Below are 14372 nucleotides of genomic sequence, written 5' to 3' on the forward strand. Positions count from 1 at the left end.
CGCGCCTCAGCCGTCGGCGGCGTCCCCCGCGACAGGGTGAGCGGGGGCTCCGGCAGCAGCCCCGACCCCCGGCACCTCGTCGGGCATCAGCACCCGGGCGTCCCCCGGGTAGGGCGCGCTGAAGCCGTTCCCCGCGTACCACACGTCGCGGTTGCCCTGGTCCATGTTGACCATGTCCTCGCGCGTCCAGTCCTGCGCGGCCGCCCAGCGTGCCCACGCCTGCTGGTACACCGCCGGAGTGGCCGCGACGGACGCAGGCGGGGGCCCCGCGGATGCGGTACCTGTGGCCGTCGGGCTCCGCGGCGGCGCGGCTCCGGGGTTCGTCTCGGTCAGGGAGACGTTGCTCGGCAGCGCGGTGTACGGCGTCAGGTCCGGCTTGTCGGTGAAGGCGTCGAACATCGGCTCGGCCGTGAGGTCCTCCTGGTTCATCGGCGGCAGGCCCAGGATCTGCTCGATGGTGCGCATCACGTTCAGCTGCGTGTAGTACGTGTGCACCACGACGCCCCGTCTCGCATAGGGACTGACGACGAGCGTCGGGTTGCGGTGCCCGTCGACGTGGTCGACCCCGTTCTGGGAGTCGTCCTCGATGACGAAGATCGCGCTGCTCTTCCAGTACGGGCTGTGCGAGATCGTGTCGACCACCCGGCCGACCGCGAGGTCGTTGTCGGCGACGTGCGCCTCCGGGCTGATCCGCCCCGGCGCCGTTCCTTCGGTGTGGTCGTTCATGAGCCACAGCATGTTCAGCGCCGGCAGGTTGCCGTTCTTCACGTACCCCGCGAAGTCGTTGCCGAACATCGCGGCGCGGTACTGGTCGGGGATGTTGAGGTCCAAGTCGGGGAAGTTCGGCTTGGTGACCGCGGCCAGCGACGGGATGTCGGTCTTGGCGGTGTACGTGCCCAGCGGGTAGCTGAGCGCGCCGGACGCCGAGCCGTCGAGCACGTGGGAGTCGGCCAGCCATGTGCTCCAGGTCCCGACGGCCGGCCCCTCGCCCTTGCTGTCGGTGTAGCTGTTCATCAACTCGCCCCAGTTCGCGACGGGCTTGCCGTGCGCCAGCGCGTCGTCCCAGATCCAGCCGGTGCGGACGTCGGTCAGGGGGTCACCGGTGAGGTACGACCGGGTGTTGTTCCCGTACAGCTGCTGGAGGTAGGTGTTGACGAAGGCCTGGTCCAGCCAGTGGTGCCCCTCGTAGGAGTTGGTGCCGTCCGAGTAGAGGTTGTCGATCAGGGGGAACGTCGTCGCCAGCGCGTGGGTGTTCGGCGTGACCCGCTGCCCGAACTGCGCCAGGCTCGCGTCGCCGTTGCCCTTCGCCACGTCGCCGAGCACCTGGTCGTAGGTGCGGTTCTCCTTCACGATGAGGAACACGTGCTGGATGGTCGACGGGTCGCCGATCCGCACAGGCACCGCCACCGGTGCCGCCTTTCGACCCTGCGACGTGGGGTTCCGTTGCACGAGGTCGGTCCAGCTGTTGTTCCTGAAGACCTGCTCGCTGTACGTCGCCATCTGGGCGGCCGTCGGCGTCGCGATCGTCTGCACGGTCCCGACGAGGTTGAAGCCCAGGTGCGAGGTGGCGGCGCGGGTGCCGACGCCTTCCTTGAGGGTCGCGTCGGCGCCGAGCGAGCCCACGCCCTGCTGGCTGGCCACGACGAGCCGGTCGAGGGCCACGTCCTCGGCGATCGCGGTGGGGAACGACCCGGTGGGGATCAGCCCCTCGAAGCTCGGCTGGTCGTACGGGTCCTGGTAGCCGTACACGGCCACCGCGTTGTCCCGGCCCAGGCTGACCGCCAGGTGCGTCGGGTCGAGCATGGTCAGGCCGTTCGGTTGGGCGCCGAACGGCGCCCCGGGCGCGGGGTTGGCGCTGAACGTGCGCGCCACCTGCTGCTTCACGGTGTCGATGCTGGTGACCGAGTCGTCGTCCGTGTTGGCCACCAGAACCGCCGACCCCACAGCCAGCATCGCACTCGGTTCGAGCCCGACCGCGAACGTCGCGACCTGTGTACCGGTGGTCAGGTCGACCTCCGACACCGTCCCGGTGGTCGGTGCCGCGCTCGCGTCCGTCACGATCGGGGTGCCGTACGACGAGTCGGTGCGGTCGCCGGCCTGCGCCGGGCGGCCACCCTGGTTGCTCACGTAGGCCTTGTCGCCCACCACCGCGACGCCGTTGGGTGCGTTCCCCACCGCCGTCTGGCCGACCAGCGCGTTCGTGGCGGGGTCGACGACGCCGAGGGTGTTGTTGCCGCTGAGCGTGACGAGCAGCTTGCCGTCCGGCGCCCAGGCGAGCCCCGCGGGAACCGGCTTGCGGCCGCTGACGCCGGGCAGCGGGACGGTGACCGGCGTGCCGAGGGTCCCGTCGGCGTTGACGGGGAAGCGCTGCAGGTCACCCGGCTGAGCCGCCCACAGGAAGGCGCCGTCCGGCGAGTAGAGGATCCCGCCGTCGGAGATCTTCCCGCTGCCCGTCTGCTGCAGCATGGTGTGCTTCACCAGGTCGAACACCGTCACGATCCCTGTCGTGGCACCACCGGTGTTCAACGCGGCCGCCGTCTTGCCGTCCGGCCTCAGCGCCAACCCGAACGGACGGCCGTTCTCCTTGATCACGTCGCCCACCGGCGTGATCAGCTGCCCCGTCTGGGTCGCATACGACCCGTTCGTCTGCGGGCCCACGGTGAGTGCGTCCGCTCCGCTGGTCGGCGTGGAGGTGGAGCCGCCGCTCGAGCACGCGACCAGCGTCGCGAGCACCGCCGCCAGCACGAGGGAGCCCCACACGGCTCTGGGATGGAGCACCGGCTGCCTCCGAGGGTCGTGGTCCGGCCGTCGGCTGGATGTGACCCGGGAAACATACGCGACGCCGCTGAGAACAGAACGGCTGAAGTTCCCGCAGGCATGGCCCCTGACCACCGCGCGGCATCGCCGGTCGCAGCACGCCGGCGCCCGAGGTGCCGAACGACGACCCGGCGTTCGTGCGCCTAGTTGTCGGCTGTCCCTCCGGCGGGCGTCTGGGCCGCCCCCGCCCCCGCCGCGGCGTCCGTGTCCGGGCCGCTGTCGGCGCCGGGCACCTCGTCCGGCATCAGCACCTTGGCGTCACCCGGGTACGGCGTGGTGAAGCCGTTGCCGGAGTACCAGACGTCGCGGTTGCCCTGGGCCATGTTGACCATGTCCTCCGACTTCCAGTCCTGCCTGGCGGACCACCGGGCCCAGGCCGTCTGCAGCGCCGACGTGGTGGACCCCTTCGCCGCGACGGTGGTCGCCGTCGGCGCCGCACCGGGCTGCGGATTCGTCTCGGTCAGGGAGACGTTGCTCGGCAGCGCCGTGTACGGCGTCAGGTCCGGCTTGTCGGTGAACGCGTCGTACATCGGCTCGGCCGTCAGGTCCTCCTGGTTCATCGGCGGCAGGCCCAGGATCTGCTCGATGGTGCGCATCACGTTCAGCTGGCTGTAGTACGTGTGCACCACGGCGCCCCGCTTGGCGTACGGGCTCACCACCAGCGTCGGGTTGCGGTGGCCGTCGACGTGGTCGACCCCGTTCTGGGAGTCGTCCTCGACGACGAAGATCGCGCTGTTCTTCCAGTACGGGCTGTGCGAGATGGTGTCGACGATGCGGCCGACCGCCAGGTCGTTGTCGGCCACGTGGGCCTCGGGCGTGATGCCTCCCGGGGTGGTGCCGGCCGTGTGGTCGTTCATCACCCACAGCATGTTCAGCGCCGGCAGGTTGCCGTTCTTCACGTACGCGGCGAAGTCGTTACCGAACATCGCGGCGCGGTACTGGTCGGGGATGTTCAGGTCGAAGTTGGGGAAGTCCGGCTTGGTGACCGCGGCCAGCGACGGGATGTCGGTCTTGGCGGTGTAGGTGCCCAGCGGGTAGCTCAGCGAGCCGGTCGCCGAGCCGTCGAGCACGTGGGAGTCGGCCAGCCACGTGGTCCAGCTGTCGGAGGTGGTGCCCTTCCCGCTCGCGTCGGTGTAGCTGTCGATCTGCTCGCCCCAGTTGGTCACCGACTTCCCGTGCGAGACGGCGTCGTCCCAGATCCAGCCCGTCTTCACGTCGGAGAGCGGGTCACCGGTCTGGTAGGAGCGGGTGTAGTTGCCGTACATCTGCTGCATGTAGCTGTTGACGAACGCCTGGTCGAGCCAGTGGTGTCCCTCGGCCGAGTTGGTGCCGTCCGAGTAGAGGTTGTCGATCAGCGGGAACGTGGTCGCCAGCGAGTGGATGTTCGGGGTGATCCGCTGCCCGAACTGGGCCAGGCTCGCGTCGCCATTGCCCTTGGCCACGTCGCCCAGCACCTGGTCGTAGGTGCGGTTCTCCTTCACGATGAGGAACACGTGCTGGATGGTCGACGGATCGCCGATCCGCACGGGCACCGCGACGGGTGACGCCTTCTTCTTGTCCGCCGTCTGGTTGCGCTTGTCGAGGTCGTTCCACTGGTTGTTGCGGAACACCTGCTCGGTGTCGGTGGCCATCTGCGCGGGCGTCGGCGTCGCGATGGTCTGCACCGTGCCGACGAAGTTGTAGCCGAGGTGCGACGTTGCCGGCGTGGTGTCGACCCCCTCGGCGACCGTCCCGTCGGGCCCGACGGAGCCGACGCCCTGCTCGCTCGCCACCACCAGCTTGCCGAGCGCGGCGTCCTGCGCGATGCCGGTCGGGAACGACCCGGTGGGGATCAGGCCCTCGAAGGTGGGCTGCGAGTACGCGTCCTGGTAGCCGTACACGGCCACCGCGTTGTCCCGGCCCAGGCTGACCGCCAGGTGCGTCCGGTCGAGCATGGTCAGTCCGTTCGGCTGGGCGCCGAACGGCGCCCCGGGTGCCGGGTTGGTGCTGAACGTGCGCGCGACCTGCTGCTTCACGGTGTCGATGCTGGTCACCGAGTCGTCGTCGGTGTTCGCGACGAGCACGGTGGGGCCGACGGCGAGCAGCGCGCCCGGCTCCAGCCCCACGGCGAAGGTCTTCACCTGGGCGCCCGAGCCGAGGTCGACCTCCGAGACCGTGCCGGTGGTCGGCGCCGCGTTGTGGTCCGTGACGATCGCCGTGCCGTAGGAGGTGTCGGTCTGGTCGCCCGGCTGGGCGAGGCGGCCGCCCTGGTTGCTCACGTACGCCTTGCCGCCGACGACGACGACGCCGTTCGGCACGTTGCCGACCGGGATCTGCTTCACGAGCGTGCTGCTGGCCGGGTCGACCACGCCCAGCGTGCCGTTGGCGCTCAACGTGACGAGCAGCGTGCCGTCCGGCGCCCACGCGAGGCCGGCCGGCACCGCCTTGCGGCCGCCGGTACCGGGCAGGGCGACCGTGACGGGCGTGCCGAGCGTGCCGTCGGCGTTGACCGGGAACCGCTGCAGGTCGGCAGGGCGGGCGGCCCACAGGTAGTTGCCGTCAGGCGAGTAGAGGATCCCGCCGTCGGAGATCTTCCCGCCGCCCGCCTGCTGCAGCACCTTGCCGCTGACCAGGTCGAACACCGTGACGATGCCGGCGGTGGCACCCCCCGTGTTGAGGGCGGCGGCCGTCTTGCCGTCCGGGCGCAGCGCCAGGCCGAAGGGCCGGCCGTTCTCCTTGATCACGTCGCCGACCGGCGTGACGAACTGGTTGGTCTGGGTCAGGTACGACCCGTCGGCCTGCTTGCCGACCGTGCGGTGCGCGAGCGGCGAGTTGCCGAACGCTCCGTCCGCATAGGCGGCGCCGGTGCCGACCGCGGCGGCCAGGAGTGCCGCGGTCACCACCGTCGCCGGTCGGATGAGCTTGCGCTCGAACATGGGTGCTCCCGTCGTCAGGGCTGTGGGTGCTCGTCGCGGCATCGAGGCCGGCGACACGGCGACGGTAGGAATGGGACCAAGGTCCCCACCACTGACGGCACGTGGCCACCTGGTGAACCCAGCTGACCTGCACCGATGTGCACGGCGAGCCGTGAACTCGCTGGTCAGCCCCTGGCACAACCCTGTGAGCGGGTGAAACTACGGGTGAACTCCCGGTGACCGGGCCCCAGAGCTGCGCCCACGCCCGGGCCCCGCCCCCGGTCCCGAGCCACGCCCCCTACAGGCTCTCGGCGATCTGCTTGATCGTCGCGAGCCGGCGCTCCCACTGCGCCCCGACCTGCTCGAGCGTCCGGGCGGTCTCGCCGAGCCGGGCACCGAGCACGCGGTAGCGCACCTCCCGCCCCACCCGCACCGGCTCCACCAGCCCGACCTGCTCGAGCAGCTGGAGGTGCTTGGCGATCGCCTGGCGGCTGACCGGCAGACGCCCGGCGAGGGCGGACGCCGAGGCGTCGCCCTCGCCGAGCGCGGCCAGGATGCTCCACCGCGTGTCGTCGCCGAGCGCGGCCAGCACCGGGACCAGGGTGCTGGTGCTCACGCGATGCTCTCGACGTAGGCGACCAGCTCGTCGAGCTCGGCCGTCCACCCGCCGCGGTTGCTCTCCAGGGCCGCCTGCGGATCCGTCAGCGTGCCGAAGCCCCGCTCGACCACCGTCAGGACCGTGCCGGCACCGGCGGGCTCGAGGGTGAACCGGAACACGGTCGAGTGCTCCAGGTCCACGTCGGTGCCGTTCAGCGCCCGGGCGTTGTCGTTGCTCCACCGGTAGGCGATCACCCGCAGCGGCTCGAGCTCCTCGATCAGCACCGGGAAGTCGCCGTAGCCGTCGAAGGAGAAGACGCCGCGGGCGCCGAGCGCCAGCTCGTCGAGCACCGTGCGCTGCCCGAACCACCGGGAGATGTGCTCCGGCTCGGTGATCGCGGCCCAGACCTTCTCCACGGGGGCGTCGATGGTCACGGCGCGCGTGACGGTCAAGCCCTCCAGGTCGCTGACGGCGGGCGGGTTGGTGGTCAGGGTCATGAGTCTGTCCTCTCAGGTCGGTGTAGTGCAACCACAGAGTTGCACTCGTCCGACGGAAGTGCAATAGAACAATTGCAGTTGTAGATCAGGCCCCGGACCCGGGCGGCGACGGCCCCCATCCGGCGTACCGTCTGCCCATGACCGCCGAGTACGACGCGTTCGGGCCGTGGGTCTACCAGGTCCGCACGCCCGAGGAGGTCCCGCGGCTGTTCCGGGACGGGCCGCTCGACCTGGACAGCAGCGAGCTGGTCCTCAAGGTGCCGCGCAACATCGCCCGCCGGGACGCGACCCCGCAGATGGACCTGTACGACCACCTGCTTGCCGCCGGTCCCGACCAGCTGACCGTGCTGAGCAGGCAGCCGGGCGGGTACACCACCGCCACCGTCCCGTACGCGGGCATCGCGGCGATCGAGTCCGGCACCGACCTCCTGGACGGGGCACTCACCTTGCACCTGACCACGGGTGATCCCGCACTGACGGTCCGGTACAACGGGTCGTCGCAGGCGATGGTCGACCGCCTGGTCGGCGTCGTGCGCACGCGGTACCTCGCCGGGTCGACGGCGGACGTGCGGCTGCCCGGCGAGGCCCGGGACGGCGACGTCGAGTTCGAGCACTTCGCCGCCGACCTCGCCCTGGTCAGCGAGTACGGCGCCGTGCTGCGCAGCGAGCCGGCCGTGACGTTCCTCGCCGCCCACCAGCGACGCGTGGTCACGCCCCGAGACTCTCGCGGGCTCGTGGGAGCCGTCTCCCGGCTGGTCCACTTCGCGTGGCCGATGACGCTGCAGGCGGCGATCCTGTGCGCCGAGCCGCGCGAGCTGACGGTGATCCACCGACGCGCGTGGTGGGTGCGCGGGCACGTCCCGGTGCACTCCGTGTGCCGGACGACGATCCCCCTGGACCGCGTCGACCAGCTCACGGTGCGTCCGCACCAGACCTACGCCGGCGTCGTCGTCGCGGCGCTCCGGCTGGGCCGGACGGTGCTGGAGCTGCCGGTGCCCGAGACGTCCGACGCGGCGTCCGTGCTGCGGCGTGCGCCGCTGCCGCACGCCTGAGCGACGCGTCGCCGCCCCCGCCGGCCGGAGCTCAGAGCTCCTTGCGCCGGAACACCAGCGCGGCCGCCGCGACGAGCACCACCGACAGCACCAGCGAGGTGACCACGGGCCACAGCGCCGACGCCTCCGTCCCCGCGGCCAGGGCGGTCGCCTGGGTCGGCAGGCCGGCGGGTGAGTACCGGGCGAGCGGCTTCCAGATCGAGGCGATCGACAGCACCACGTAGACGCCGAGGCCCGCGCCCGCGGCACCCGCCGCCGAGCCGATCAGCACCGACAGCAGCGTCATCAGGGCGATGAACTGCACGGCGAGCGCCAGCCACACCAGCGCCGACCCCCACAGCCCCGACCCGGGGGCCGTGCCGAAGAACGCCGCCGTCAGGCCCCACGTCACCAGCGTCCCGCCCACCAGCAGCACGGCGACGAACCCGGCGTTCACCAGCGCCTTGCCCAGCACGAACGCGCTGCGGGACACCGGCTTGGTCAGCACCAGCACCGCCGTGCCGCTGCGGCTCTCCGCCGAGACCAGGCCGCCGTAGATGATCACCAGCGCGAACAGCGCGATCTGGGTGAGGTTCTTCGCCCACTGCGCGTACGAGTCGAGGTAGGTCGGCTCCGGGACGGTGAACCCCGCGAGCTGGTTGCCGGCGACCGCCTGGACGATCTGAGGCGTGTACCGGGCCAGCGGCGGACCGGTCAGCGCGAAGAACGCGAGGATCCCCGGCAGCACCCACAGCCGCCACGTGCGCAGGATCTCGGACGCCTCCTTGCGCGCGAACACCGAGAACCCGGTCACCGCCGCTCCCCTCCCACCAGCTCGACGAACACGTCCTCCAGCCCCAGCTCCCCCGCGTCCAGGCGGGACAGCCCGCTGCCGCGCGCCGCGACCATCGCCGGGATCTCGTGCTGCGCCGCGGCCAGGTCGACCACCGTCACCTCGATCGACCCGTTGGTGCCCCGCTCGACGGCCGACGCCCATGGGCGCCCGGCCAGCTCGGCGGCCAGCCCGTCGGCGTCGTCCGTGACGTCGAGCACCACCTTGCGTGCGCCGTACGTCGCCTTGAGCTCGGCGATGGGCGCCTGGGCGACGACGCGCCCGAGGTCGAGGATCGCCACGGCGTCGCAGACCCGTTCGACGTCACCGAGGATGTGCGTCGAGAAGAACACCGTCGTGCGCCCGCGCAACGACGCGATCATCTCCAGCAGGTCCTTGCGGCCCATCGGGTCCAGGGCGCTGGTCGGCTCGTCGAGCAGCAGCAGGCGGGGCGCGTTCACCAGCGCCTGCGCGACGCCCAGCCGCTGCTTCATGCCGCGCGAGTAGCCCCCGATCCGCGTGCCGACGCCGGTGAGGCCGGCGAGGTCCAGCAGCATGACGACGCGCTTGTCCAGCGCGTCGCCGGTCAGGCCGAACAGCCGCCCGGCGAAGCGGAGGAAGTCCTCGGCCGTCATCCAGTCGTAGAACCCCGGCACGTCCGGCAGGAAGCCGATCTGCGCGCGGACGGCGTTCCCCGCCGTCGCGACGTCGTGGCCGAGCACCTCCACACGACCGCTGGTGGGTCGCGCCAGACCGGTGATCAGGCGCAGCATCGTCGTCTTGCCCGCGCCGTTGGGGCCGAGGAAGCCGAAGATCGAGCCCTCCTCGACGGTGAGGTCCACGGCGTCGAGCGCGCGCTTGGCGCCGTAGGCCTTGGTCAGCGCGGTCGTGCGGATCGCCGCGGTGGCAGGGGTGGTCGCGGTCATCGCGGGTCGACGTCGTCTCGGCCGGGGTTCGTGGCCTGCTCGTCGACGGGAGTCGGGCCGACCGGGCCCGGAGCAGCACCGGCGCCCGGCCCGCCCGGCAGCGGCGGTCGCGGCCCGTAGAGCGAGTCCGCCACGCTGCCGGCGCGTGGGGCGAACTGCTCGGGCGAGGCCGCCTCGGGCACGGGTGCCGGCCGGCGGCCCACGAGGAGGTAGAGGATCGCCCCCAGCAGGTTGACCAGCAGGATGATCGCCACCCACACCCACTTGTTGCCCAGCGCGACCTGGTCCACCGGCCGGCGGACCAGGTCGACGAGGGCGATGACGTCCAGGGTCAGCTGGACCACCCCGAGCACGATCACCACGACCAGCAGGGGGCCGGGAAGGCTGGTCAGCTGCGTGTTCACCACGACTGTCCTTTCGAGGAGGAGAGGTCGCGCCGCTGCTCCGCGGCACGGCCGAGACGCGAGACGCCGACGAGCAGGGCCAACGGCAGCACCACGAAGCCGACGATCCCGAGCCAGGTGATCCAGGGGCGCGTGCCACCACCGGCGCTGACGAGGGTCTGGACGGCGATCGCCAGCGCCACGGTGCCGAGGCCGAGGCTCAGCGCCGAGGCGACCACCCGGTTGACCGCGCTCCGGCGGCGCAGGTGCACCCCCACCGCGAAGAGCAGCGGCACGACCGCGATCAGCCCGACCAGGACGAGCGCGGCGCCGCGGCTCGAGTAGCCGTTGGCGTGGCCCACCGCGTCCCAGTGCGTGGGGACGGTGGCCGGCAGCGTGCGCCAGCGGGTGGCGACGAGCGCGCCAAGCACGACGACCACGGCGATCGGCGCGGCGAGCGTGCCGGTCACCACGCCGGGCGGTGCGGAGGCGAACGGCGCGTCCTCGTCGTCGGGGCGCACCAGGTGCAGGGCCACCGCCATCGCGCCGAAGTTGACCGTCCAGCCGACGCCGAGCGCCTTGGGCACCAGGACGTGCGGGTCCGACGGGTCCCACATGCGCGTGGCGTACCGGTCCGAGCTCGGGTTCCGCAGGTCGTACGGCATGCCGAGCACCCGTCCGACGAGGGAACCGCCCCCGGCCGGCCCCTCGCCGCCGTCCTCACGAGCGGCGGCGAACTCGCGGGCCAGCCGCGTGGGGTCGCCGAGCTCGGCGAGCACCCGCTCGGCGTCCTGCACCGTGCCGGCGGTCGAGGCCAGCCGCTCCGCGACGTGCGCCCGCAGCTCCGCGACCTCGTCGGGGCCGATCGGCACACCGTTTCGCTCCGCTGCCGCCGCGAGCGCCGCGAAGTACCCGTCGACCACGGCCTGAGCGGCCGGCGACCGCCCGCTCATGGCGCCACGTCCGTGCCGAGCAGCTGGTCCATGTCGTTCTTCATCCCGCTCCATGCCCTCGCCAGGTCGGCGAACGACTCCTCGCCGTCGGCCGTCAGCCGGTAGTACTTGCGCGGCGGGCCCACCGGCGACTCCCGCCACATCGAGGCGATCAGCCCCGACCGCTTGAGCCGCGACAGCAGCGGGTACGCCGTGCCCGCGCTGATCGCCAGCCCCGGGAACGCCGCCAGCCGGTCGACGATCTCGCCGCCGTAGGCCTCCTCCTGGTGCAGCAGCGCCAGGATGGCCAGCTCGACCACGCCCTTGCGGAACTGCGACGGGATGCCCTCGCGTCCGTCTGCCACGCGAGACCTCCCCTACCGTGTCGCACCTAGTTCTATGCAATGCAAGGTAGACGGTAGTGCCAGCCTGCGGCTCGGGCAAGGGACCGAGGTCCACGATGAGTCCGTGCCACCACGGCGGTCTGCACGACGACGGGGCGGCAGCCGACGCTGGTCACCGCCCGACGATCACCGCCCGACGACAGGAGCGCCGCCATGCCGGACACGATCTCGACGCAGCACCTGGAGCTGCCGACCGCCACGCTCGCCTACGACGTGCACGGTCCCCTACCGACGTCGGACGGCCGGCCACCCCTGCTGATGATCGGTCAGCCGATGGACGCCCGCGGGTTCGCGACGCTCGCCTCCCTGCTCCCCGAGCGCACCGTCGTCACGTACGACCCGCGGGGCCTCGCCCGCAGCACCCGCCGGGACGGCTCCACCCGCAACAGCCCCACCCAGCAGGCCGACGACCTCCACCACCTGGTGGCGCACCTCGGCGCCGGACCGGTCGACCTCTTCGCCAGCAGCGGCGGGGCCGTCACGGCGCTCGCCCTGGTCAGCGAGCACGCCGAGGACGTCCGCACGCTCGTCGCGCACGAGCCACCCCTGCTCTCGGTGCTGCCGGACGCCGAGCGGGCGTTCGCCGCCGAGCGCCGGGTGCAGCAGGAGTACGCCGCCCACGGCTGGGGTGCCGGCATGGCCATGTTCATCGCGTTCACCTCGGTGCGCGGCGAGATCGGCGACGACTTCGGCGTGCAGCCGCCGGACCCTGCCGTGTTCGGGCTGCCGACGCAGGACGACGGGTCGCGCGATGACCCGCTGCTGTCCGGCGTGTCCGACGACGTCACGGCCTACCGCCCGGACATCGCCGCGCTCCGGGCCGCACCGACCCGGGTGGTGGTCGCCGCCGGCATCGAGAGCCAGGACCTGGTCACCTGGCGTGCCTCCGCGGCACTCGCCGCGGCGCTCGGCACCGAGCTGACCGTGTTCCCCAGCCACCACGCCGGCTTCGTCGGTCCCGGCTTCGGCCAGCCCGGCCAGCCGGAGGCCTTCGCCGCCCGTCTCCGCGAGGTGCTCGGCGACGCGGCCGGCCGCTGAGGGGGCGACCGCGAGGGAGACGTCACCCGGGCCGACGAGCCAGACAGGGTGACCGCTCGGTAACATCGGCACGAGCGGCTGGCCCGTTCGGTGCGGGTCCCGCTGCGGGAGGCTCGCCGTGAGCAACGTCGCCGTGAACCAGGCTCCCACCCCGGGTGAGCGCAAGGCTCGTGAGGTCGCGGAGGCGGCCCGTGAGACGCAGTGGACCCGGCCGAGCTTCGCCAAGGGGCTGTACCTCGGCTCCTTCGACGTCGGCCTGATCCACCCGTACCCCACGTCCGAACCGGACGCCGAGGCACGCGGGGCCACGTTCCGCGCGGGTCTGCTCGAGGTGTGCCGCACCATCGACGGCCGGGCGATCGAGCGCGAGGACCACATCCCCGAGCACGTCGTCGAGGCCCTGCGACGGGTCGGCGCCTTCGGCATGAAGATCCCGCAGCGGTACGGCGGCCTCGGGCTGTCGCTGGTCGACTACGGCAGGGCGCTGATGCTGGTCAGCACCGTGCACCCGAGCCTGGGCGCGCTGCTGTCCGCGCACCAGTCGATCGGTGTGCCGGAGCCCGTCCACCAGTTCGGCAGCCCCGCGCAGAAGCAGGAGTACCTGCCTCGCTGCGCCGCGGGCGCCATCTCGGCCTTCCTGCTGACCGAGCCCGACGTCGGCTCGGACCCCGCGCGGCTCGGCACCACGGCCACCCCGACGGAGGACGGTGCCGCGTACCTGCTGGACGGCACCAAGCTGTGGACCACCAACGGCCCGATCGCCGAGCTGCTGGTCGTCATGGCCGTCGTGCCCCCGCACGACGGCGAGCGCGGCGGCATCAGCGCCTTCGTCGTCGAGGCGGACACCCCGGGCATCACCGTCGAGCACCGCAACCGGTTCATGGGGCTGCGCGGCATGGAGAACGGGGTCACCCGGTTCCGGCAGGTGCGCGTCCCCGCGGAGAACCGGCTGGGCCGCGAGGGACAGGGCCTGAAGATCGCGCTGACCACGCTGAACACCGGACGGCTGTCGATCCCGGCGATCTGCGCGGGCGGCAGCAAGTGGGCCCTGTCCATCGCCCGGCAGTGGTCCACGGAGCGGGTGCAGTGGGGCCGACCCGTCGGTGAGCACGAGGCGATCGCCTCGAAGCTGGCCTTCATCGCCGCGACGACGTTCGCGCTGGAGTCGGTGTTCGACCTGTCCGCCCGGCTGGCCGACGCCGGCCAGAAGGACGTCCGCATCGAGGCGGCGCTGGCCAAGCTGTGGGCCAGCGAGATGGGGTACCGGGTGGCCGACGAGCTGGTGCAGATCCGCGGGGGGCGTGGGTACGAGAGCGCTGACTCCCTCGCGGCCCGTGGTGAACGGGCCGTCGGTGCCGAGCAGCTGCTGCGGGACATGCGCATCAACCGGATCTTCGAGGGGTCGTCGGAGATCATGCGGCTGCTGATCGCCCGCGAGGCGGTGGACGCGCACCTGGCGGCGGCCGGTGAGCTGGCGTCGCGGGACGCCTCGTTGGGCGCCAAGGCGCGCTCGGCGGTCGGTGCGAGCAGGTTCTACGTGCGCTGGTTCCCTTCCTTGCTGGCCGGTGAGGGCTCGCGTCCCGGCACGTACGCGGAGTTCGGCCGGCTGGCCCGGCACGTCAGGTTCGTCGAGCGGTCGTCGCGCGCCCTGGCCCGCCGCACGTTCTACGCGATGGCCCGCTACCAGGCGCGGCTGGACCGCCGGCAGGTGCTGCTCGGCCACATCGTCGACATCGGGGCCGAGCTGTTCGCGATGTCCGCGGTCTGCACCCGCGCCGTCGCGATGCGCCGCTCGGACCCGGTGGCGGGGGCGGACGCCGTCCGCCTGGCCGACGCGTTCTGCGAGCAGTCCCGAGCTCGGGTCGACGCGCTGTTCCGAGGTCTGGGCGGCTCGACGGGCCCCACCGACAACCGGCTCGCACGCGCCGTCATGGCCGGGCGGATGACCTGGGTGGAGGACGGCATCCTCGACCCGTCCGAGGGCACCGGACCCTGGATCGCCCCGCGCGGCTGACGGGAG

At 72.2% G+C, this 14372-nt stretch carries 12 protein-coding genes; 3 read left to right on the forward strand and 9 right to left on the reverse strand.

Annotation, left to right across the window (positions count from 1 at the left end):
* Positions 1–6: 6 nt before the first annotated feature.
* The 4 genes from ACFQTY_RS16815 to ACFQTY_RS16830 form a co-directional block, all read right to left on the reverse strand.
* A complete protein-coding gene (locus ACFQTY_RS16815; protein ID WP_378102826.1) occupies positions 7–2778 on the reverse strand; it encodes a bifunctional YncE family protein/alkaline phosphatase family protein in 2772 nt (923 codons plus the stop codon).
* A 182-nt stretch (positions 2779–2960) separates the two neighbouring features.
* Entirely contained in the window at positions 2961–5732 is a 2772-nt protein-coding gene (locus tag ACFQTY_RS16820) for an alkaline phosphatase family protein (RefSeq protein WP_378102828.1), read from the reverse strand.
* Positions 5733–6009: 277 nt separating this feature from the next.
* Positions 6010–6327 (reverse strand): ArsR/SmtB family transcription factor, encoded by a 318-nt coding sequence (locus tag ACFQTY_RS16825; RefSeq protein WP_378102831.1) that lies wholly within the window; start codon positions 6325–6327, stop codon positions 6010–6012.
* Positions 6324–6806: an SRPBCC family protein gene (locus tag ACFQTY_RS16830; RefSeq protein WP_378102834.1), complete on the reverse strand. Its 483-nt coding sequence runs from the start codon at positions 6804–6806 to the stop codon at positions 6324–6326. The genes ACFQTY_RS16825 and ACFQTY_RS16830 overlap by 4 nt, the downstream gene beginning before the upstream one ends.
* A 137-nt stretch (positions 6807–6943) precedes the next feature.
* Between ACFQTY_RS16830 and ACFQTY_RS16835 the strand changes: the two genes are divergently transcribed.
* Positions 6944–7858 carry a hypothetical protein gene (locus tag ACFQTY_RS16835; protein ID WP_378102836.1) on the forward strand — a complete coding sequence of 305 codons (915 nt, stop codon included), beginning with the start codon at positions 6944–6946 and terminating at the stop codon, positions 7856–7858.
* A gap of 31 nt (positions 7859–7889) precedes the next feature.
* Here ACFQTY_RS16835 and ACFQTY_RS16840 read toward each other — a convergent pair whose 3' ends face one another.
* Genes ACFQTY_RS16840 through ACFQTY_RS16860 form a run of 5 tightly spaced genes read right to left on the reverse strand, consistent with a single transcriptional unit; the run spans position 7890 to position 11275 of the window.
* Positions 7890–8651: an ABC transporter permease gene (locus tag ACFQTY_RS16840; RefSeq protein WP_378102838.1), complete on the reverse strand. Its 762-nt coding sequence runs from the start codon at positions 8649–8651 to the stop codon at positions 7890–7892.
* Positions 8648–9595, reverse strand: coding sequence for an ABC transporter ATP-binding protein (locus tag ACFQTY_RS16845; RefSeq protein ID WP_378102841.1), 948 nt, complete (start codon positions 9593–9595; stop codon positions 8648–8650). The genes ACFQTY_RS16840 and ACFQTY_RS16845 overlap by 4 nt, the downstream gene beginning before the upstream one ends.
* Positions 9592–9999 (reverse strand): PLD nuclease N-terminal domain-containing protein, encoded by a 408-nt coding sequence (locus ACFQTY_RS16850; protein WP_378102844.1) that lies wholly within the window; start codon positions 9997–9999, stop codon positions 9592–9594. Before ACFQTY_RS16850 ends, ACFQTY_RS16845 begins: the two co-directional genes overlap by 4 nt.
* Entirely contained in the window at positions 9996–10931 is a 936-nt protein-coding gene (locus tag ACFQTY_RS16855) for a DUF1648 domain-containing protein (RefSeq protein ID WP_378102847.1), read from the reverse strand. The genes ACFQTY_RS16850 and ACFQTY_RS16855 overlap by 4 nt, the downstream gene beginning before the upstream one ends.
* Positions 10928–11275, reverse strand: a complete 348-nt coding sequence (locus ACFQTY_RS16860; protein ID WP_378102850.1) for a PadR family transcriptional regulator — start codon at positions 11273–11275, stop codon at positions 10928–10930. The genes ACFQTY_RS16855 and ACFQTY_RS16860 overlap by 4 nt, the downstream gene beginning before the upstream one ends.
* A gap of 192 nt (positions 11276–11467) precedes the next feature.
* Here ACFQTY_RS16860 and ACFQTY_RS16865 point away from each other — a divergent pair, with 192 nt between their 5' ends.
* Both ACFQTY_RS16865 and ACFQTY_RS16870 read left to right on the forward strand, forming a co-directional pair.
* Positions 11468–12352, forward strand: a complete 885-nt coding sequence (locus ACFQTY_RS16865; RefSeq protein ID WP_378102853.1) for an alpha/beta fold hydrolase — start codon at positions 11468–11470, stop codon at positions 12350–12352.
* 118 nt (positions 12353–12470) lie between these two features.
* Positions 12471–14366 carry an acyl-CoA dehydrogenase family protein gene (locus ACFQTY_RS16870; RefSeq protein WP_378102856.1) on the forward strand — a complete coding sequence of 632 codons (1896 nt, stop codon included), beginning with the start codon at positions 12471–12473 and terminating at the stop codon, positions 14364–14366.
* The last annotated feature ends 6 nt before the right edge of the window (positions 14367–14372 follow it).

The organism is Cellulomonas sp. T2.31MG-18 (genome assembly GCF_964266755.1).
In the GTDB taxonomy this organism is placed as follows: domain Bacteria; phylum Actinomycetota; class Actinomycetes; order Actinomycetales; family Cellulomonadaceae; genus Cellulomonas.